General features: G+C 72.0%; 18 protein-coding genes and 2 tRNA genes. 5 read left to right on the top strand and 15 right to left on the bottom strand.

Annotated elements, in window-relative coordinates; genetic code table 11:
• Positions 1-10: 10 nt before the first annotated feature.
• Positions 11-83, bottom strand: a tRNA-Thr gene (locus ACZ5DS_RS36070).
• 309 nt (positions 84-392) lie between these two features.
• On the opposite strand from ACZ5DS_RS36070, the gene ACZ5DS_RS36065 reads away from it, so the two are divergent.
• Positions 393-1,658: an amidohydrolase family protein gene (locus tag ACZ5DS_RS36065; RefSeq protein WP_468247095.1), complete on the top strand. Its 1,266-nt coding sequence runs from the start codon at positions 393-395 to the stop codon at positions 1,656-1,658.
• 139 nt (positions 1,659-1,797) lie between these two features.
• Complete coding sequence (locus ACZ5DS_RS36060; protein ID WP_468247092.1) at positions 1,798-2,454, top strand: NAD(P)H-binding protein; 657 nt, start codon at positions 1,798-1,800, stop codon at positions 2,452-2,454.
• Between the two features lie 110 nt (positions 2,455-2,564).
• Here ACZ5DS_RS36060 and ACZ5DS_RS36055 read toward each other — a convergent pair.
• A tRNA-Tyr gene (locus ACZ5DS_RS36055) sits at positions 2,565-2,646 on the bottom strand.
• Positions 2,647-2,858: 212 nt separating this feature from the next.
• On the opposite strand from ACZ5DS_RS36055, the gene ACZ5DS_RS36050 reads away from it, so the two are divergent.
• Positions 2,859-3,347 (top strand): YajQ family cyclic di-GMP-binding protein, encoded by a 489-nt coding sequence (locus ACZ5DS_RS36050; protein WP_468247090.1) that lies wholly within the window; start codon positions 2,859-2,861, stop codon positions 3,345-3,347.
• Between the two features lie 56 nt (positions 3,348-3,403).
• Here the strand turns inward: ACZ5DS_RS36050 and ACZ5DS_RS36045 are convergent, their stop codons facing one another.
• Positions 3,404-3,670, bottom strand: coding sequence for a GlsB/YeaQ/YmgE family stress response membrane protein (locus ACZ5DS_RS36045; protein ID WP_468247088.1), 267 nt, complete (start codon positions 3,668-3,670; stop codon positions 3,404-3,406).
• Positions 3,671-3,825: 155 nt separating this feature from the next.
• Here ACZ5DS_RS36045 and ACZ5DS_RS36040 point away from each other — a divergent pair, with 155 nt between their 5' ends.
• The gene (locus ACZ5DS_RS36040; RefSeq protein ID WP_468247085.1) at positions 3,826-5,103 is read left to right on the top strand and encodes an APC family permease; all 1,278 of its coding nucleotides are present in this window, start codon (positions 3,826-3,828) and stop codon (positions 5,101-5,103) included.
• 1 nt (position 5,104) lies between these two features.
• On the opposite strand, the gene ACZ5DS_RS36035 is transcribed toward ACZ5DS_RS36040, so the two are convergent.
• The 12 genes from ACZ5DS_RS36035 to ACZ5DS_RS35980 all read right to left on the bottom strand — a co-directional run bounded on the left by ACZ5DS_RS36035 (position 5,105) and on the right by ACZ5DS_RS35980 (position 16,434).
• Positions 5,105-5,497, bottom strand: coding sequence for a YccF domain-containing protein (locus tag ACZ5DS_RS36035; protein WP_468247084.1), 393 nt, complete (start codon positions 5,495-5,497; stop codon positions 5,105-5,107).
• Positions 5,494-6,357, bottom strand: a complete 864-nt coding sequence (gene htpX / locus ACZ5DS_RS36030; RefSeq protein ID WP_468247083.1) for a zinc metalloprotease HtpX — start codon at positions 6,355-6,357, stop codon at positions 5,494-5,496. The genes ACZ5DS_RS36035 and htpX overlap by 4 nt, the downstream gene beginning before the upstream one ends.
• A 212-nt stretch (positions 6,358-6,569) precedes the next feature.
• A complete protein-coding gene (locus ACZ5DS_RS36025) occupies positions 6,570-8,093 on the bottom strand; it encodes an NADH-quinone oxidoreductase subunit N (RefSeq protein ID WP_468247080.1) in 1,524 nt (507 codons plus the stop codon).
• Complete coding sequence (locus ACZ5DS_RS36020; protein ID WP_468247078.1) at positions 8,090-9,664, bottom strand: NADH-quinone oxidoreductase subunit M; 1,575 nt, start codon at positions 9,662-9,664, stop codon at positions 8,090-8,092. The genes ACZ5DS_RS36025 and ACZ5DS_RS36020 overlap by 4 nt, the downstream gene beginning before the upstream one ends.
• Positions 9,665-9,670: 6 nt before the next feature.
• Positions 9,671-11,692 carry an NADH-quinone oxidoreductase subunit 5 family protein gene (locus tag ACZ5DS_RS36015; RefSeq protein WP_468247075.1) on the bottom strand — a complete coding sequence of 674 codons (2,022 nt, stop codon included), beginning with the start codon at positions 11,690-11,692 and terminating at the stop codon, positions 9,671-9,673.
• Positions 11,689-12,075 (bottom strand): NADH-quinone oxidoreductase subunit NuoK, encoded by a 387-nt coding sequence (nuoK, locus tag ACZ5DS_RS36010; RefSeq protein ID WP_468247074.1) that lies wholly within the window; start codon positions 12,073-12,075, stop codon positions 11,689-11,691. Before nuoK ends, ACZ5DS_RS36015 begins: the two co-directional genes overlap by 4 nt.
• Positions 12,075-12,722 carry an NADH-quinone oxidoreductase subunit J family protein gene (locus ACZ5DS_RS36005; protein ID WP_468247072.1) on the bottom strand — a complete coding sequence of 216 codons (648 nt, stop codon included), beginning with the start codon at positions 12,720-12,722 and terminating at the stop codon, positions 12,075-12,077. The genes nuoK and ACZ5DS_RS36005 overlap by 1 nt, the downstream gene beginning before the upstream one ends.
• Positions 12,719-13,270, bottom strand: a complete 552-nt coding sequence (locus ACZ5DS_RS36000; protein WP_468247069.1) for a NuoI/complex I 23 kDa subunit family protein — start codon at positions 13,268-13,270, stop codon at positions 12,719-12,721. The genes ACZ5DS_RS36005 and ACZ5DS_RS36000 overlap by 4 nt, the downstream gene beginning before the upstream one ends.
• On the bottom strand, positions 13,270-14,238 hold the full coding sequence (locus ACZ5DS_RS35995; protein WP_468247068.1) for a complex I subunit 1/NuoH family protein: 969 nt from the start codon (positions 14,236-14,238) through the stop codon (positions 13,270-13,272). The genes ACZ5DS_RS36000 and ACZ5DS_RS35995 overlap by 1 nt, the downstream gene beginning before the upstream one ends.
• A complete protein-coding gene (locus ACZ5DS_RS35990; protein WP_468247066.1) occupies positions 14,235-15,380 on the bottom strand; it encodes an NADH-quinone oxidoreductase subunit C in 1,146 nt (381 codons plus the stop codon). Before ACZ5DS_RS35990 ends, ACZ5DS_RS35995 begins: the two co-directional genes overlap by 4 nt.
• A complete protein-coding gene (locus tag ACZ5DS_RS35985) occupies positions 15,377-16,027 on the bottom strand; it encodes an NADH-quinone oxidoreductase subunit B (RefSeq protein ID WP_468247064.1) in 651 nt (216 codons plus the stop codon). Before ACZ5DS_RS35985 ends, ACZ5DS_RS35990 begins: the two co-directional genes overlap by 4 nt.
• The gene (locus tag ACZ5DS_RS35980) at positions 16,018-16,434 is read right to left on the bottom strand and encodes an NADH-quinone oxidoreductase subunit A (protein WP_468247061.1); all 417 of its coding nucleotides are present in this window, start codon (positions 16,432-16,434) and stop codon (positions 16,018-16,020) included. The genes ACZ5DS_RS35985 and ACZ5DS_RS35980 overlap by 10 nt, the downstream gene beginning before the upstream one ends.
• 220 nt (positions 16,435-16,654) lie before the next feature.
• On the opposite strand from ACZ5DS_RS35980, the gene ACZ5DS_RS35975 reads away from it, so the two are divergent.
• The gene (locus ACZ5DS_RS35975) at positions 16,655-17,842 is read left to right on the top strand and encodes a sensor histidine kinase (protein WP_468247059.1); all 1,188 of its coding nucleotides are present in this window, start codon (positions 16,655-16,657) and stop codon (positions 17,840-17,842) included.
• Position 17,843: the final 1 nt, after the last annotated feature.

The following is a 17,843-nucleotide window of genomic DNA, read 5'->3' as shown; positions in this document are numbered from 1 at the left end:
CTCACACCAGAGCCCCAAAACGGAATCGAACCGTTGACCTTCTCCTTACCATGGAGACGCTCTGCCGACTGAGCTATTGGGGCGAGCGATGAAGACATTACACGGTCCGCCGCCGTTCACCCAAATCCGTATCCGGCCGCCCTCCGCAGCCCACTTGCCGGGCCGTTTCCCCGGCCTCCCGGCAGCCTCGCAAGCCCCGTGCGGCCCTGGCACACGCGTGTGGGGAGGCGCCCCGCGACGGGCAGACCACACCGGTACGACTATTGCGCTCCTCCGCGCCCCGCACGGCTCGCCACCCTAGGCTCGACTCACTCTGCGTGATCTTGGGTCCACAGCAGCTTCGCACCCTCACGCGGCCCTGCCCGAGCCCCCGGCCCGACCCCTGGAGTCCGATGCCCGACAGCCATCCGCAGCCGCCCCCGTCGTCGAACTCGTCAGGGTCCTCCGGACAGCCCGACCCGGCCGCCCTGCTGCTGTGCGGGGCGCGGCTCACCGACGGCCGGATGGTGGACGTACGGCTGGGCGGCGGGCGCATCGAGGCGGTCGGTACGGCCGGCAGCCTGACGTCCGGGCCGGCCCGGAAGGGCGCCGCGCGCGTGGACCTCGGCGGCTACCTGCTCCTCCCCGCCCCGGCCGAACCGCACGCCCACAGCGACACGGCGCTCTCCGCCGAGCACCCCGGACCGGTCTCGTACGCCCCCGAGGACGTCCAGCGCCGGGCCACGGAGGCGGCGCTGCTCCAACTCGGCCACGGGGCCACGGCGGTACGCGCGCACGTGCGCGTGGGCGACGTCCAGGGCCTCGGCTCGCTCGGCGCCGTACTGCAGGCACGCCGCTCCCTGCGCGGGCTCGCGGAGCTGACCACGGTGGCGATGCCGCGCCTGCTGACCGGGGCGGCCGGGGCCGACGGGCTCGCGATGCTGCGGGACGCGGTCAAGATGGGTGCCTCCGTGGTGGGCGGCTGCCCGGACCTGGACCCGGATCCCACGGGCTACGTGGAGGCCGTGCTGGAGGTGGCGTCGGAGCACGGCTGCCCGGTGGACCTGCACACGGACGCCGCCGACCCGGCCCGGCTGTCCCGGCTCGCGGCCATGGCGGGTGGTCTGCGCCCCGGCGTGACGATCGGCCCGTGCGCCGGTCTCGCGCGCCTGCCCGCCGAGGCCGCCACCCGGCTCGCGGACCAGCTCGCGGCGGCCGGCGTGACGGTGGTGTGCCTGCCCCAGGGCGGTTGCGGGGGCGCGGAGCGGCGGGGCACGGCCCCGGTACGGCTGCTGCGCGCGGCCGGGGTGCGGGTGGCCGCCGGCAGCGGCGCCCTCCGGGACGTGTCGAACCCCGTGGGTCGTGGCGACCCCCTGGAGGCCGCCTATCTCCTCGCGTCCGTCCACGGCCTGCGCCCCGAGGACGCCTACGACGCGGTGAGCATCTCGGCCCGCGCGGTCCTGGGCCTGCCCGAGGTCCGCGTGGAGGCCGGTTTCCCCGCCGAACTCCTCGCCGTACGCGGCGATCGGCTGTCCGGCGCCCTCTCGCTCGCCTACAGCCGGATCGTGGTGCACCGGGGGCGCGTGGTGGCCCGCACGAGCGCGGTCCGCGAGTACTGCAACTCGGCGGCAGCGGCGGAACTGGGGCTGCCGCGGCAAGGGCGCAAGGAGTTGTCCTGAGGGGGCACCCGTTTGCGCATGGGGCGCGCACTCCCGGACACGCGCCCCGGATCGTGCGCCGATGCGCCCCGGCGCCACGGCGCGCTCCCGGCCTTAACTCGTGCGGCGGTCACGCCTCTTCGGGCGTACGGTCGGATTCATGCGCATTGTCATCGCTGGTGGTCATGGTCAGATCGCGCTGCGGCTGGAGCAGCTGCTCTCCGCGCGCGGGGACGAGGTAGCGGGGATCATCCGCAAGGCCGAGCAGGGCAACGACCTGAGGGCGGCCGGCGCCGAACCGGTCCTGCTCGACCTGGAGTCCGCCTCGGTGGAGGAGGTCGCGGCGCATCTGCAGGGCGCGGACGCGGCGGTCTTCGCGGCGGGCGCGGGCCCGGGCAGCGGTACGGCCCGCAAGGACACGGTGGACAGGGGTGCGGCGGTGCTGTTCGCCGACGCGGCCGTCCGCGCGCGTGTACGCCGTTTCGTGGTGGTCTCCTCGATGGGCGCGGACCCCGCGCACCAGGGCGACGAGGTGTTCGACGTCTACCTGCGCGCCAAGGGCGAGGCCGACACGTACATCACCCGTCAGGACGCCCTCGACTGGACGATCCTGCGCCCCGGTTCGCTGACGAACGACGCGGGCACGGGCCTGGTCCGGCTGGAGGCCCACACCGGGCGCGGCGCGATCCCCCGGGACGACGTGGCGGCCGTACTGGCGGAGCTGGTGGACACCCCGGCGACGGCAGGCCTGACGCTGGAGCTGATCAGTGGATCGACGCCGGTGTCGGTGGCCGTGAAGTCGATCGCGGGGAACTGAGCCCCGGCCCCCGGCCGTTCGCCCGAGACGGGTTTTCCGCTCTCCCGCGCCCCATACGAAGAGACCCCCTCCGACCGCGTTTCCGCAGTTGAAGGGGGTCTTCCCCAGTGTGGCGGCGCCAGGATTCGAACCTGGGAAGGCTGAGCCGGCAGATTTACAGTCTGCTCCCTTTGGCCGCTCGGGCACACCGCCGGGGTTGCTGCCGTTCGAACCGCTTTTCGGCGGTGCTCCCTGGCAACGACGTAAACAATACCCGATACGGAGGGGTGCTTCGCCACCCGATTGATCTGCGTCCCTCCGGTCATGAGGTGACTAGGCTGGTGCGGATGCGGCCCGGCGCCACGCCGGGCTCGGCGGCCGCCGCCACACACCGACACGCCCCCCGATACAAGGAGCCACAGGACATGGCCGACTCCAGTTTCGACATCGTCTCGAAGGTCGAGCGGCAGGAGGTCGACAACGCCCTCAACCAGGCCGCCAAGGAGATCTCGCAGCGCTACGACTTCAAGGGCGTGGGCGCCTCGATCGAGTGGTCCGGTGACAAGATCCTCATGGTGGCGAACTCCGAGGACCGGGTGAACGCAGTCCTCGACGTCTTCCAGTCCAAGCTGATCAAGCGCGGCATCTCGCTCAAGGCGCTGGACGCCGGCGAGCCGCAGCTGTCCGGCAAGGAGTACAAGATCTTCGCGTCGATCGAGGAGGGCATCTCCCAGGACAACGCCAAGAAGGTGGCGAAGATCATCCGCGACGAGGGCCCGAAGGGCGTGAAGGCCCAGGTCCAGGGCGACGAGCTGCGGGTCAGCTCCAAGAGCCGCGACGACCTGCAGGCCGTGATCGCCCTCCTGAAGGGCAAGGACTTCGACTTCGCGCTGCAGTTCGTGAACTACCGGTAGATCACCGGAGGGCCCCGAGCAGAAAGGGTGGGCACCTCGTGGTGCCCACCCGTCGGTCAGTCGCGCGAGTTGCCGAACAGGATGCGATAGAGGATCAGCAGCACGAGCGAGCCGCCGATCGCGGCGGCCCAGGTCGGGCCGTCGTAGAAGTGCTTGCTGATCGGGTGGTCCAGCCAGCGCGCCGAGATCCAGCCGCCTATGAACGCGCCCGCGATGCCGATGAGGGTCGTACCGATGAAGCCGCCCGGGTCACGGCCCGGCAGCAGGACCTTGGCGATGGCTCCGGCCAGGAGCCCGAGGATGATCCAACCGATGATGCTCATGCCGTGAACCTGCCCTCCCGCGCTGTACCCGTGCTGTCCGGCCCTTGAGAATCCGGTGAGGATCGGCTGTACGTCGCGCGCGTGTTCGTGCTCTGTCGATGAAGAGGACGTCACGGGTCCATCGGCCGGTTGCGGCGATCAGTAGGGTGCGGCGCATGACACCTTCCGGCACCGGCCTGCGCCGCTCCCTGGGCGTACGGGACGCCGTGGTCGTCGGCCTCGGCTCGATGGTCGGGGCCGGCGTCTTCTCCGCCCTGGGGCCCGCAGCGCGCGCCGCCGGGCCGGGGCTGCTGATCGGCCTGGCCGTCGCCGCCGTGGTGGCCTACTGCAACGCCATGTCCTCGGCCCGCCTGGCCGCCCGCTATCCGGCGTCGGGCGGGACGTACGTGTACGGCAGGGAGCGCCTGGGCACGTTCTGGGGCTATCTCGCCGGCTGGGCGTTCGTGGTCGGCAAGACGGCCTCCTGCGCGGCCATGGCGCTCACGGTGGGCGCGTATGTGTGGCCGGGGCAGGCGCACGCTGTGGCGGTGGCGGCCGTGGTGGCGCTGACCGCCGTGAACTACGGCGGCATCCAGAAGTCGGCGTGGCTGACACGGGTGATCGTGGCCGTGGTGCTGGCGGTCCTCGCGTGCGTGGTGGTCGTGTGCCTGACGTCCGGCGAGGCCGATGCCGGGCGGCTCGGCGTCGGGCTGTCGTCGGGTGCGGGCGGGGTGCTTCAGGCGGCCGGTCTGCTGTTCTTCGCCTTCGCCGGGTACGCGCGGATCGCGACCCTGGGCGAGGAGGTGCGGGATCCCGCGCACACCATTCCGCGCGCCATTCCGCTGGCCCTCGGGATCGCGCTGGTGGTGTACGTGGGTGTGGCCGTGGCCGTGCTCGGTGTCCTCGGCGCGGACGGTCTGGGGCATGCGGCGGCCCCGCTGGCCGACGCGGTGCGGGCGGCCGGGGTGCCGGGGCTCGTACCCGTGGTGCGGGTGGGGGCCGCGGTGGCCGCGCTGGGGTCGCTGCTCGCGCTGATCCTCGGTGTGTCCCGGACGACGCTGGCCATGGCCCGTGACGGTCATCTGCCCAGGGTGCTGGCCGCCGTGCATCCGCGGTTCCAGGTCCCGCACCGGGCCGAGCTGGCCGTGGGCGCGGTGGTCGCCGTGCTGGCGGCGACGGTGGACGTGCGCGGTGCGATCGGTTTCTCCTCCTTCGGCGTGCTGGCCTACTACGCCGTGGCCAACGCCTCCGCCTGGACGCTGAGCCCGGCCCTTTCGGCGCGGCTGGTCCCGGCCGTGGGGCTGCTGGGCTGCGCGACGCTGGCGTTCGCCCTCCCGGCCGTCTCGGTCGGCGTGGGGGCGGGCGTGCTGGCCGTGGGCGTGGTCGCCTACGGGGTACGGCGGTGGTGGGCGGGGCGCCGCTCCGACACGGCCGACGAGGCCTCCGGCCGGTAGGTCAGCGCGCCGCGAACGGCTGGTCCGTGGGGACGATCTCGCGGCCCAGCGGCAGCAGGGAGACCGGGATCAGCTTGAAGTTGGCGATGCCGAACGGGATGCCGATGATCGTCAGGCACAGGGCGATGCCGGTCGTGATGTGGGCGAGGGCCAGCCACCAGCCGGCCAGGATCAGCCACAGCACGTTGCCGATGCAGGAGGGCGCGCCCGCGTCCCGGCGCTCGACCGTGGTGTACCCGAAGGGCCACAGGGCGTAGAGGCCGATACGGAAGGCCGCTATGCCGAACGGGATGCCGATGATCGTGATGCAGAGGATCACGCCCGCGAGCAGGTAGGCGAGGAACAGCCAGAAGCCGCTCAGGACGAGCCAAATGATGTTCAGGATGGTCTTCACCGGTTGCGACCTGCCATCTTTTCGAGCCGGGTGATGCGCTCCGCCATCGGCGGGTGTGTGGAGAACATCTTGGACAGACCCTGGCCCGCGCGGAAGGGGTTCGCGATCATCATGTGGCTCGCGGTCTCGATCCGGGGCTCGGGGGGCAGCGGCAGCTGCTGGGTGCCGACCTCCAGCTTGCGCAGGGCGTTGGCCAGGGCCTGCGGGTCGCCGGTGAGCTGGGCCCCCGAGGCGTCCGCCTCGTACTCTCTGGAGCGGCTGATGGCCAGCTGGATGAGGGTGGCGGCGAGCGGTCCCAGGATCATGATCAGCAGCAGGCCCAGCAGGCCGGGGCCGTCGTCGTCGTCCGAGCGGCCGATCGGGATCAGCCAGGCGAAGTTGACCAGGAACATGATCACCGAGGCCAGGGCTCCGGCCACGGAGGAGATCAGGATGTCGCGGTTGTAGACGTGGCTCAGCTCGTGGCCGATGACTCCGCGCAGCTCGCGTTCGTCGAGCAGGCGCAGGATGCCTTCGGTGCAGCACACGGCGGCGTTGCGCGGGTTGCGGCCCGTCGCGAAGGCGTTGGGGGCCTCCGTCGGGGAGATGTACAGGCGGGGCATGGGCTGGCGGGCCTGCGTGGACAGCTCGCGGACCATCCGATAGAGCGCCGGGGCCTCGAACTCGCTCACCGGGCGGGCGCGCATCGCGCGGAGCGCCAGCTTGTCGCTGTTCCAGTACGCGTACGCGTTCGTCCCCAGCGCGATCAGGACCGCCACGATCAGACCCGTACGGCCGAAGAAGCTGCCGATGACGATAATGAGTGCGGACAGCCCTCCGAGGAGTACTGCCGTCCTTAGCCCGTTGTGCCGGCGGTGCACGGTACGCCCTCCAAGTCGTGCCGCAGGGGAACCCTTTGGTCCAGTGGACCCTCCCGCTCTGGTCAACGCCAGGCGGCGGCCGCAAGTTCCCTTGAGTGGGCGTCGGCGGGCGTCGGCCGTACGGGTGACGTGCTGTTACGTCCTTTCGCACGCCTCTTGAGCCCCTCCGCGCGCGTGGGAGCACGGGTGTCCCACGCGCGCGTGGCGGGTCCTCAGAACAGTGCGGTGGCCGCGAAGCGCAGGACCAGCTGGGGCGCGCCGGAAAGGACCACGCCGAGGACGCCGGTGAGGGCGAGCGCGGCGGTGAGGGGGGCTGGGACCAGGTGCCGGGCGGGGGCGCCCTCGGGGGCGCGGAACAGCAGGGCCGTCCACTGGAGGTAGTAGAAGAGGGCGATCACCACGTTGACGGCCATCACCACGGCCAGCCAGCCCAGACCCGCGTCGACGGCCGCCGAGAACACGGTGACTTTGGCGAACAGGCCGATGATGCCCGGCGGCAGCCCGGCGAGGCACAGCAGGAAGAACGCCAGGAGGAGGGCGGCGGCCGGGTTGGACGCGGACAGGCCCCGGTAGTCGCTGATCCGGTTCAGGGACTTCGTACGGCCCACCAGGGCCGCCACCGCGAAGGCGCCGAGGTTCACGGCGCCGTACATGAGGGCGTACGCGACCGTGGAGCCGATGGCCTTCTGGCCGTCCTTGACGTAGCCGGCGGCGGCGATCGGCACCAGGAGGTAGCCCGCCTGGCCGACGGAGGACCAGGCGAGCAGTCGTACGGCGCTGTACGCGCGCGTGGCCTGCTGGCGCAGGGCGCCGACGTTGCCGACGGTCATGGTGAGGGCGGCCAGCGCGGCGAGCGCGGGCCCCCAGATGTCGCCGTACGACGGGAGGGCGACGACGGTGACGAGGATCAGGCCGGAGAAGCCGACCGCCTTGCCGACGACGGACAGGTAGGCGGCGACGGGCAGCGGCGCGCCCACGTAGGTGTCGGGCACCCAGAAGTGGAACGGGACCGCGGCCGTCTTGAAGGCGAAGCCGACGAGGGTGAGGACGACGCCGGTCTGGGCGAGGGTGTGGAGCTGCCCGTCGACGTGCTGGATCCGCTGGGCGACCTGGGTGAGGTAGAGGGTGCCGGTGGAGGCGTAGACGAAGCTGATGCCCAGCAGGCTCACCGCGGTGGCGGTGACCGAGGACAGGAAGAACTTCAGGGCTGCCTCGGAGGACCGCTTGTCGCCGTGCCGGATGCCGACGAGGGCGAAGGCGGGCAGGGAGGCGACCTCCAGGGCGACGATCAGCGTGGCCAGGTCGCGGGAGGCGGGCAGCAGGGCGGCGCCGGCCGCGGAGGACAGCAGCAGGAACCAGAACTCCCCTGCCGGGACGCGCCGGTGCTCGTCCTTGAGGTTCGTCATCGACATCAGGGCTGCCACCAGGGCGCCGCCGAGGGCGAGGAACTGGATGACGAGGGTGAAGTGGTCGGCGGTGTAGCTGCACACGCGCGCGTGGCCGGTCAGGCAGAAGGTGCTGCGGTCGCCGTCCAGCAGGGGCAGCAGCATCAGCGTGGCGGCGGCGAGGCCCGCGACGGAGGCCCAGCCGAGCAGGGGCTTGCGTGCCTCGGGGACGAACAGGTCGGCGACGAGCACGGCGAGCGCGACCACCGCGGCGATGGTCGGCGGCGCGATCGCGAGCCAGTCGACGGACTGGATCAAGGACTCGGCCGACGGCTGGGCCAGGGCGCTCATCGGGTGCCTCCTGCGAGGAGCTGCTGCACGGCCGGGTCGGTGAGGCCGAGCAGGGCCCTCGGCCACAGCCCGGCGACGACGGTGAGGGCGACGAGCGGGGTCCAGGCCGCGAACTCGTAGCCGTGGACGTCTGCGAGCTTGGGCATGTCCTGTGGTGTGGCGCCCATGCAGACCCGGCGGACCACGATCAGCATGTACGCGGCCGTCAGCAGGGTGCCGAACGCGCCGATCGCCATGAAGGTGAGGAACGCGGGCCGGCTGAGGTCGGCGGCGGGCTTGAACGCGCCGAACAGGGCGAGCATCTCGCCCCAGAACCCGGCGAGTCCGGGCAGGCCGAGCGAGGCGACGGCGCCGAAGGCGAGCAGTCCGCCGAGGCGCGGCGCCTTGCCGTACAGCGCGGCGCCCGTCTCCTCGGCAAGGCTGTCGAGGTCGGTCGTGCCCGTGCGGTCCTTGAGCGCGCCGACCAGGAAGAACAGCAGGCCGGTGATGAGGCCGTGGGCGATGTTGGCGAAGAGGGCGCCGTTCACGCCGGTCGGGGTCATGGTGGCGATGCCGAGCAGGACGAAGCCCATGTGGCCGACGGAGGAGTAGGCGATCAGGCGCTTCAGGTCGCCCTTCGCGCCCTGCTTGGCGAGGGCCAGACAGGCCAGGGACCCGTAGATGATCCCGACCACGGCGAACGCGGCGAGGTAGGGCGCAAAGGTGTGGAAGCCGTCCGGCGCGATCGGCAGCAGAATCCGGACGAAACCGTACGTACCCATCTTCAGCAGGACGCCGGCCAGCAGGACCGAGCCGACGGTCGGGGCGGCGGTGTGGGCGTCGGGCAGCCAGCTGTGCAGCGGCCACATCGGCGTCTTGACCGCGAGCCCGATCCCGATCGCCAGAACCGCGATGACCTGCACGGATGTGGTCAGCGACCGGCCGTTGTCAGTGGCGAGTGCCACCATGTCGAACGTGCCCGCCTTGATTCCGATCAGGAGCAGGCCGAGCAGCATGACGACGGAACCGAGCACCGTGAACAGGATGAACTTCCACGCGGCCCGGGTCCGGCCCTCGCCGCCCCAGCGGGCGATGAGGAAGTACATCGGGATGAGCACGACCTCGAACGCGAGGAAGAACAGCAGCAGATCGAGGACGGCGAAGGTCGCGAGGGTGCCGGACTCCAGGAGGAGCACCAGCGCGACGAACGCCTTCGGGGACGGGCCCGTAGGCATCTTGAAGTAGGAGTAGAGCGCGCAGAGGAAGGTCAGCAGCGCGGTCAGGACCAGAAGGGGGAGGGAGATGCCGTCGATGCCGAGGTGGATCCGCACGTCGAGTGCCGGGATCCAGCTGATGTCGGTCGTGGCCTGCATCTTCGACGGATGGTCGTGGTCGAAGCCGAGCGTGAGGACGATCGCGGCGATGAGGATCGCACCGGTCACGGTCACGCCGTGGCGCAGCACGGCCTGCTCGGGCGACTTCCCCTTCAGCCCGGGCGGGGCCGGCAGGAGAGCGGCGACGGCGCCGAGGAGCGGGCCGACGACGACGAATGCCAGAAGGAACTGCATCACGGACTCGTTGATATCGATCACGCCTGCTCACGCTCCCGTGGCGACGAGGAGGACGGTCACCGTCAGGACGACGGCACCGGCGAGCAGCGCGCTCACATAGGTCTGCACATTGCCGGTCTGCGCGCGCCGCACGGCGGCCCCGAGCAGCCGGGGCAGCGCGGCCGCGCCGCCTACGTAGGTCTCGACGACCTCGCGGTCGAGGAACCGGACGAGACTCGCTCCGTCCTGGACCGGACGGACGAACAGCGCCGCGTACACGGCGTCCAGGTGGAAGCCGACGGCCGCGTGCCGGTACAGCGGGCCTAGCAGCAGCCGTCCGGGGTCGGGCGCGTGGGCGAGGTCGCGGTAGGCCGGTTCGCGGTCGGCGAGAGCGTGGGCCTCGACCAGGCTGGCGTCGCCCTCCGGGTGCGCGGCGGCCTCGCCTTCGAGGTGTTCCCACTCGAAGGAGGGTGCGGGCACGGCCGGGACGCGGGCGGCGAGCGCGCGGGTGCGCTGCCAGGCGCCGTAGGTGAGGAGCCCGCCGACCAGGGCGAAGCCGGTGCCGAGGATGGAGGTGAGGAGCGTCGGGGTCAGGTCACGCCCGTCGAACCAGCCGGGCAGCGAGCGGTAGGCGAGCCCGCCGAAGGCCAGGGACGGCACGGCGAGGACCCACAGCACCACGGTCATCGTGAGCGGCTGGCGGCCGTGGTCGGGGGCTTCGGCGCCCTCGCCGCGGAAGGCCAGCAGCCACAGGCGCGCGGCGTAGGCGGCGGTGAGCAGGGCCGTGAGCAGACCGGCGACGAGGACGATCCAGCCGGCCGCGCCGGGGGCGTGGTCGGTGTGGCCGGTGGCCACGTGCTCGGCGGCGCCGAGGACGGACTCCTTGGAGAAGAAGCCGCTGAAGGGCGGGATCGCGGCGAGCGCGAGGAGCGCCACGGTCATCGTACAGTAGGCGTCCGGGACGCGGTCGCGCAGGTGGCTCATGCGGGACATGGCGGCCAGCGAGTTGGTGCCGGCGGCGTGGATGATCACGCCGGCGGCGAGGAACAGCAGCGCCTTGAAGGCGCCGTGCGACAGGAGGTGGAAGACGGCGGCACCGCGGTCGCCGACGGCGAGGGCACCGGTCATGTAGCCGAGCTGGCCGATCGTCGAGTAGGCGAGGACGCGCTTGATGTCGTCCTGGGCGAGCGCGGCGAGGCCGGAACCGGTCATCGTGACGGCGGCCATGACGGCGAGGACGACCATCGCGGCCTGGGAGGCCTCGAACACCGGAAGGAGACGGGCGATGAAGTAGACACCGGCGGCGACCATCGTCGCGGCGTGGATCAGCGCCGAGACGGGCGTCGGGCCCGCCATCGCGTCGGGGAGCCAGGTGTGCAGCGGGAACTGCGCCGACTTGCCGGCCACGCCCGCGAGCAGCAGCAGGGCGATCAGGGTCGGGTGGTCGATGCCGCCGCTCGCCACGGCCCCCAGGACGCGGGTGATGCGGAACGATCCGGCGTCGGTGGCCAGGGCGAACAGACCGATGAGGAACGGCACGTCGCCGAGCTTGGTGACCAGGAAGGCCTTCAGGGAGGCGGCGCGGGCCTCGGGGGTCTCCCAGTAGTGGCCGACGAGGAAGTAGGAGCAGATGCCCATGACTTCCCAGCCGACCAGCAGCACGATCAGGTCGCCCGAGTAGACGACCAGGAGCATCGCGGAGGTGAACAGGGAGACGAGGGCCGCGTAGGAGGGGTAGCGCGGGTCGTCGCGCAGGTAGCCCGTCGAGTAGATCTGCACGCAGGTCGCGACGAAGGCGACCAGGACGGCGACGAGCGCGGCGAAGCCGTCGATGTGCAGGGCCAGCTCGATCGGCACGGAGCCGGTGGGCGTCAGCTCGGTGTGGGCGTCGACGGCCTGGCCGCCGCCCTGTCGTACGGCGACCAGCGCGGCCAGCACCAGCGCGGCCAGGGCCGGCAGCACGGCGAGCGGGCGGACGAAACCGGGGGCGGTGCGGCCCAGGAGCAGGCCGGCCGCGGCGCCCAGGAACGGCAGGAGGGGGACGAGGACGGCGAGGGTGGTCGTGGTCACGCGGTGGCCTCAGCCTTCTCGGCCGCGGGGGCGTCGGTGTCGGGGCCGCCGGTGTCGTCGCCGTGGCCCTCGGCGGTGTCGCGGAGCTTGTCGATGTCCGAGGTGCCGCGGTTGCGGTAGACGGCGAGCACGATCGCGAGGCCGATGCCGATCTCGGCTGCGGCGATGGCGATGGTGAACAGGGTCAGCGCCTGGCCGGAGTGCAGGGTCTCCTCGGCGGCCCGGCTGAGCCAGACGTCGAAGGCGACCAGGTTGAGGTTGACGGCGTTGAGCATCAGCTCGACCGACATCAGGACCAGGATCGCGTTGCGGCGGGCGAGGACGCCGTACAGGCCCGTGCAGAAGAGGAGGGCGGAGAGGACGGCGGGATAGGCGAGGTGCATCAGCGGGCGCCTTCCTTCTCGCCGGGAGTGGTCGCGGGGGTGTCCACGGTGGCCGGTGCGCCGGAGGCCGCCGCCGGGCCCGAGGGGGCCTCCACCTTCGCCTTGCGGGACAGGACGATCGCGCCGACCAGGGCCGCGAGGAGGAGGACCGAGAGGGCCTCGAAGGGCAGGACCCAGTTCTGGAAGAGGCTCTCGCCGGTGGCCTTCGTCGACCCGGAGGCCGGGCCGGTCAGGTCGATCCAGGTCGTGCGGAACGCGTCGACGACCACCCACACCAGGGCGCCGGCGGCGGCCAGGGCGACGGCGAGGGCGATCCAGCGGTTGCCGGAGTCGGCGTCCGGGGAGCGGCCGATGGGGGCCTTGGTGAGCATCAGACCGAACAGGAGGAGGACGACGACGGAACCGACGTAGATGAGGACCTGCACCCAGGCGATGAACTCTGCGGTGAGCAGGAGGTACTCGACGGCGAGGCCGCCGAGGGTGACCACCAGCCACAGGGCGGCGTGCACCAGCTGCCGGGTGGTGACGGTGACCAGGGCCGCCCCGAAGGTGACCAGGCCGACGAGGAGGAAGGCGATCTCGACACCGGTCGGGGACAGGAAGCCGTGCTGGGCTGCGGCGAGGCTCAGGGACGGGGCGAGGCTCACGACTCCCCCTCCTGTGGTTCGGCCTGCGCGGCGGCCAACTTCTCGGCGGTCTTGCGGGCGGCGGCGATCTCCTTCGGCTCCTCCGCGCCGGCGTCCAGGGCGGGCGGGGCCGGGACGGTCCACATCCACTCGCGGAGCTTGTCGCGCTCGTGGGTGAGCTCGCGGATGTCGGTCTCGGCGTACTCGAACTCGGGGGACCAGAACAGCGCGTCGAAAGGACAGACCTCGATGCAGATACCGCAGTACATGCACAGGGAGAAGTCGATGGCGAACCGGTCGAGGACGTTGCGGCTGCGCTCGCGTCCGCCGGGGGCGGCGGGCGGGACCGTCTCCTTGTGGGAGTCGATGTAGATGCACCAGTCCGGGCACTCGCGGGCGCACAGCATGCAGACCGTGCAGTTCTCCTCGAACAGCCCGATCACTCCGCGGGTGCGGGGCGGCAGCTCGGGCTGGGCGTCCGGGTACTGCGCGGTGACGTGCTTCCTCGTCATCGTGCGGAGGGTGACGGCCAGGCCCTTGGCCAGGCCGGAGCCGGGAATGGGAGCCACTACAAGATCACCACCTTGACGATGCCGGTGAGGGCGATCTGGGCGAGGGAGAGGGGGACGAGCAGGGTCCAGGAGAGCTTCTGGAGCTGGTCCTCGCGCAGCCGGGGGTAGGTCACGCGGAGCCAGATGACGACGAAGGCGAGGATCGCGGTCTTCAGCAGGGTCCACAGCCAGCCCAGGCCGTCGGCGCCCCAGGGGCCGTGCCAGCCGCCCAGGAAGAGGACGGTGGTCAGACCGCACAGGACGATGATTCCGGCGTACTCGGCGAGCAGGAACAGCGCGAACCTGAGGCCGGTGTACTCGGTGTACGCGCCGAAGATGATCTCCGAGTCGGCGACGGGCATGTCGAAGGGCGGGCGCTGCAGCTCGGCGAGGCCGGCCACGAAGAACACGACCGCGCCCACGATCTGCCAGGGCACCCACCACCAGTGGAAGGCGTGCAGGATGCCCGGCAGGGAGACGGTTCCGGCCGCCATGGCCACGGAGGCGGCGGCGAGCAGCATCGGAAGCTCGTAGGCGAGCAGCTGGGCGGCCGTGCGCAGGCCGCCGAGCAGGGAGAACTTGTTCGCGCTGGCCCAGCCGGCCATGAGCGAACCGAGGACGCCGACGCCCATCACCGCGAGCACGAAGAAGACGCCCGCGTCCAGGACCTGGCCGACCGCGCCCTCGCTCGGCCCGATCGGGATCGCGAGCAGCACGAGCAGGTACGGCAGCAGGGCCACGGCGGGGGCCAGCTGGAAGATGCGGCGGTCGGCTCCTGCCGGGACCACGTCCTCCTTCTGCGCGAACTTCACGCCGTCGGCGATGAGCTGGGCCCAGCCGTGGAAGCCGCCCGCGTACATCGGGCCGAGGCGGCCCTGCATGTGGGCCATCACCTTGTGCTCGGTCTGGCCGACGATCAGCGGGAAGGTGAGGAAGACGACGAACACGACCAGGAGTCGCAGGGCGACGTCCAGCGCGCCGTTCACTGCGGGCCTCCTGTGGGGTCGTCGGGGGTGGTGTGGTCTTCGGGTGCCTCGGGGGCTTCCGGCTGCGGCTCGGGAGCCCGGGTCTCCTCCGGTGCCTGCTCCGGCTCCGACTCCGGTGCCCGCTCCGACTCCGGTGCCCGCTCCTGCTCCGGTGCTTGCTCCGTCGGCTGCTGTTCGTCGAACGCCGGGCGCGCGTGGTGCCACGGGGCGTCCGAGCTGCGCGGGGCGCGCTGCGAGGCCGAGCCCTCCGAGGCGCTGCGTGCGCGGCGCGGCCCTGCCGGTGCCGAGCCGGGCTCGGGTGCCGCCGGTGCTTCGGCCGGCGTTTCGGCCGGCGTTTCCGCAGCCGTCTGGCTCGCCGAGCCCTGGCTCGCGCTCCGCATCCGACGCGGCCGCGCAGCGGCGTCGGCAGCTCCGGCCACGGCCGCTGCGGCCTGGCTCGCCGAGCCCTCCGCCGCCGTGCGGGTCCGTCGTACCGGACGCTCGGCGCCCGCCGGGCCCTCCCCGGCCGCACGCACCGGGCGTTCGCCCGCCGCGCGTCCCGCGGCTCGGGCCGGGCGCGCCGGGGCGGGAGGCAGCTGGCCCTTGAGGGGGCCCCACTCGTTCGGGTCCGGGACGCCCGGCGGCAGCATCTGGCGCCGCTTGGGCCCGCCGTGCTCGGACTCGCCCGGCTCCTTGGCTCCCGGCCAGGCCTTGGCGACCCGGGCGGCGAGGACGAAGTCCTTGCGCAGGGGGTGGCCCTCGAAGGTCTCCGGGAGCAGGAGGTGTTCCAGGTGCGGGTGGCCCTCGAAGTCGACCCCGAACATCTCGTGGGTCTCGCGCTCGTGCCAGGCGGCGCCCGCGTAGACGCCCACGGCCGAGGGCAGGGTCGGCGCCTCGTGCGGGACGGTCGTCCGCACGAGCAGACGGCGGACCGGCCAGAGAGCGACGACGTGCGCGGAGACGCGGAAGCCGGTGCCGGGTTCGTCGACCGCGCTCAGCCAGTCGAAGTAGGTGCAGGACAGGGTCGTACGGGCCGTCTCCAGGGCGGTGAGCCAGGCGGACGGCGGGACGTCCACCGTCAGGACCTCGTACGACTCCTCGGCCGTGGCCTCCGGTCCGAAGAGTTCCTCGGCGGGGGCGGGCAGCCAGCCGGGCGTGCTCATCGCGCACCCCCCTCGGCAGAGCCCGAGGCGGCGGCCGGGGCCGGAGGCTTCACCAGGCCGCTCTGCAGGGCGGCCGCGGACGGCCTGGCAGTGCCGCCGTACCGCTCCTCCAGCGACTCGCGGGCGATCTTCTCCTGGAGCTTGAGGATGCCCTGGAGCAGCGCCTCGGGGCGCGGCGGGCAGCCGGGGACGTACACGTCGACCGGGATGATCTGGTCGACGCCCTTGGTGACGGAGTAGGAGTCCCAGTACGGGCCGCCGCAGTTGGAGCAGGCGCCGAAGGAGATGACGTACTTGGGTTCCGGCATCTGCTCGTACAGCCGCTTCACGGCCGGGGCCATCTTGTCCGTGACCGTGCCCGACACCACCATCAGGTCGGCCTGTCGGGGCCCGGGCGCGAACGGGATCACGCCGAGGCGGATGAAGTCGTGGCGGGCCATCGACGCGGCGATGAACTCGATCGCGCAGCAGGCGAGGCCGAAGTTGAACACCCACAGCGAGTAGCGACGGCCCCAGTTCAGGACCACCTTCATCGGCTCGGGGGCGAGCCGGGCCAGCGCGCCCAGCCGCTTCGGCTCGGGAAGCAGCACGGGCTCGGAGACGGGCGCAGGCTCGGAAACCGACGGAGTCGAGGCGTTCACGTCCATGCCAGGACCCCCTTCTTGTAGGCGTACAGCAGGCCGACGGCGAGGAAGCCGAGGAAGATGAACATCTCCACCAGGGTCGTCGCGCCGTAGCCGGGGGCGGCGAAGACCGTCGCCCAGGGGAACAGGAAGATCGAGTCGACCGCGAAGATCACGTAGAGGAAGGCGTAGACGTAGTAGCGGACCTGGGTGTGGGCCCAGCCCTCGCCGACGGGGTCGACGCCGCATTCGTAGGTCAGGAGTTTCTCGGGGGTGGGCACGACGGGCCGCAGCAGGCGGCCGGCGCCGAACGCGACCGCGACGAAGAGCACGCCGATGAGGGCGAGCAGTCCCACGACCGAGTAGGACGTGAAGTAGCCGCCCGCGACGTCCGCCGCGGCGACCGTCGAGTGCCCCAACGTCTCCCGCACCGTCCGCCCTCGCTCCCTGACCTCGTGACTTGACGAATCCTGTGTTGCACCGTGATTCGAGGATCTGTACGCACGGGAGTCTAGGCCCTGATAAAGACACGGTAAGCAGCCCGTCACACCGTGAGACGTGAGTGACCTGTGGGGGGTGGGGTTTTCCCCAGGGCAGGGCGGCGGCGGACCGCATGGCGCGACGGGGGCCGGGCACGGCAGGCTGGCCGGTATGACCGCATCCGCCTCTGCCGCCGACCGGGCCGACGGCCCCGACCGTCTGCCTCCGGTCCGGTTCGCCCTGACCGTGCACACCTGGAAGGAGATCACGCATCTCCTGCTGAACCTGCCGGTGGCGCTGCTCGGCTTCACCTATGTGTTCAGCGTGGTGCTCGTCAGCGGAATCCTGACCCTCACGGTGATCGGGCTCCCGCTGCTGGCCCTCTGTCTGCTGGGCGCCCGGCAGCTGGGCAAGCTGGAGCGGGGCCGGGCCCGGGCGCTGCTGGGGGTGCATGTCGAGGAGCCGACGCCGCTGCCGATCGCCAGGGGCGGGGGGCCGCTGCAGCGGCTGTGGCTGGCGCTGAAGGACCCGGTGGGCTGGCGGACGCTGCTGTACGACTTCATCCGGTTGCCGTGGGGCATCCTCACCTTCAGCATCGTGCTGCCCTCGCTGTTCGTGCTGTGGCCGGTGCTGCCGTTCATCGCGCGGGGGCTGGCGAACGTCGACCGGGCGATGGTGCGCGCGCTGCTGTCCCCCTCCGACGAGCTGGAACGCCGTATCGCCGAACTGGAGTCGGACCGCGGGGTCGTGGTCGACACGGCGGCCGCCGATCTGCGCCGCATCGAGCGGGACCTGCACGACGGGGCCCAGGCCCGGCTGGTGAACCTGGCGATGGGTCTCGGCCTGGCGAAAGAGAAGCTGCTGGAGGGGCAGGCCGACGACCACGTCGCGGCGATGGTCGAAGAGGCGCACGGCGAGGTGAAGCTCGCGCTGCAGGAGCTGCGGGACCTCGCCCGGGGCATCCATCCGGCCGTGCTGACCGACCGGGGCCTGGACGCGGCCCTGTCCTCGGTCGCCTCCCGCTGCACCGTGCCGGTGACGGTGACGGCGGACCTGCCGGAGCGGCCGGCGGCCGCCATCGAGGGCATCGCCTACTTCACCGTCTCCGAGCTGCTGCAGAACATCAGCAAGCACAGCGGGGCGCGGTCCGCCTCGGTGGACGTGTGGCGCGCGCACGACCGGCTGCTCATCCAGGTCCGGGACGACGGCCGCGGGGGCGCCGGTCTGGAGGGCGGCAGCGGGATGCGGGGCCTGGCGGAGCGGCTGGGCGCGGTGGACGGCCTGTTCGTGGTGGACTCGCCGGTCGGCGGCCCGACGCTGGTCACGGCGGAGCTGCCCTGGCGGGACCGCAAGGAGTAGC

The organism is Streptomyces sp. NPDC031100 (assembly GCF_055570785.1).
This window is presented reverse-complemented; position numbering and strand designations above follow the sequence as displayed.

Bases quoted from the DNA above. Each gene is read 5' to 3' on its own strand.
- nuoK (WP_468247074.1), bottom strand. From the start codon at position 12,075: ATGCACCTCGCCTATCCCGCCGTCCTCTCCGCCCTCCTCTTCTGCACG.
- ACZ5DS_RS35985 (WP_468247064.1), bottom strand. From the start codon at position 16,027: ATGGACGTGAACGCCTCGACTCCGTCGGTTTCCGAGCCTGCGCCCGTC.
- ACZ5DS_RS36025 (WP_468247080.1), bottom strand. From the start codon at position 8,093: ATGAGCGCCCTGGCCCAGCCGTCGGCCGAGTCCTTGATCCAGTCCGTC.
- ACZ5DS_RS36065 (WP_468247095.1), top strand. From the start codon at position 393: ATGCCCGACAGCCATCCGCAGCCGCCCCCGTCGTCGAACTCGTCAGGG.
- ACZ5DS_RS36045 (WP_468247088.1), bottom strand. From the start codon at position 3,670: ATGAGCATCATCGGTTGGATCATCCTCGGGCTCCTGGCCGGAGCCATC.
- ACZ5DS_RS35975 (WP_468247059.1), top strand. From the start codon at position 16,655: ATGACCGCATCCGCCTCTGCCGCCGACCGGGCCGACGGCCCCGACCGT.
- ACZ5DS_RS36050 (WP_468247090.1), top strand. From the start codon at position 2,859: ATGGCCGACTCCAGTTTCGACATCGTCTCGAAGGTCGAGCGGCAGGAG.
- ACZ5DS_RS36040 (WP_468247085.1), top strand. From the start codon at position 3,826: ATGACACCTTCCGGCACCGGCCTGCGCCGCTCCCTGGGCGTACGGGAC.
- ACZ5DS_RS36060 (WP_468247092.1), top strand. From the start codon at position 1,798: ATGCGCATTGTCATCGCTGGTGGTCATGGTCAGATCGCGCTGCGGCTG.
- ACZ5DS_RS35990 (WP_468247066.1), bottom strand. From the start codon at position 15,380: ATGAGCACGCCCGGCTGGCTGCCCGCCCCCGCCGAGGAACTCTTCGGA.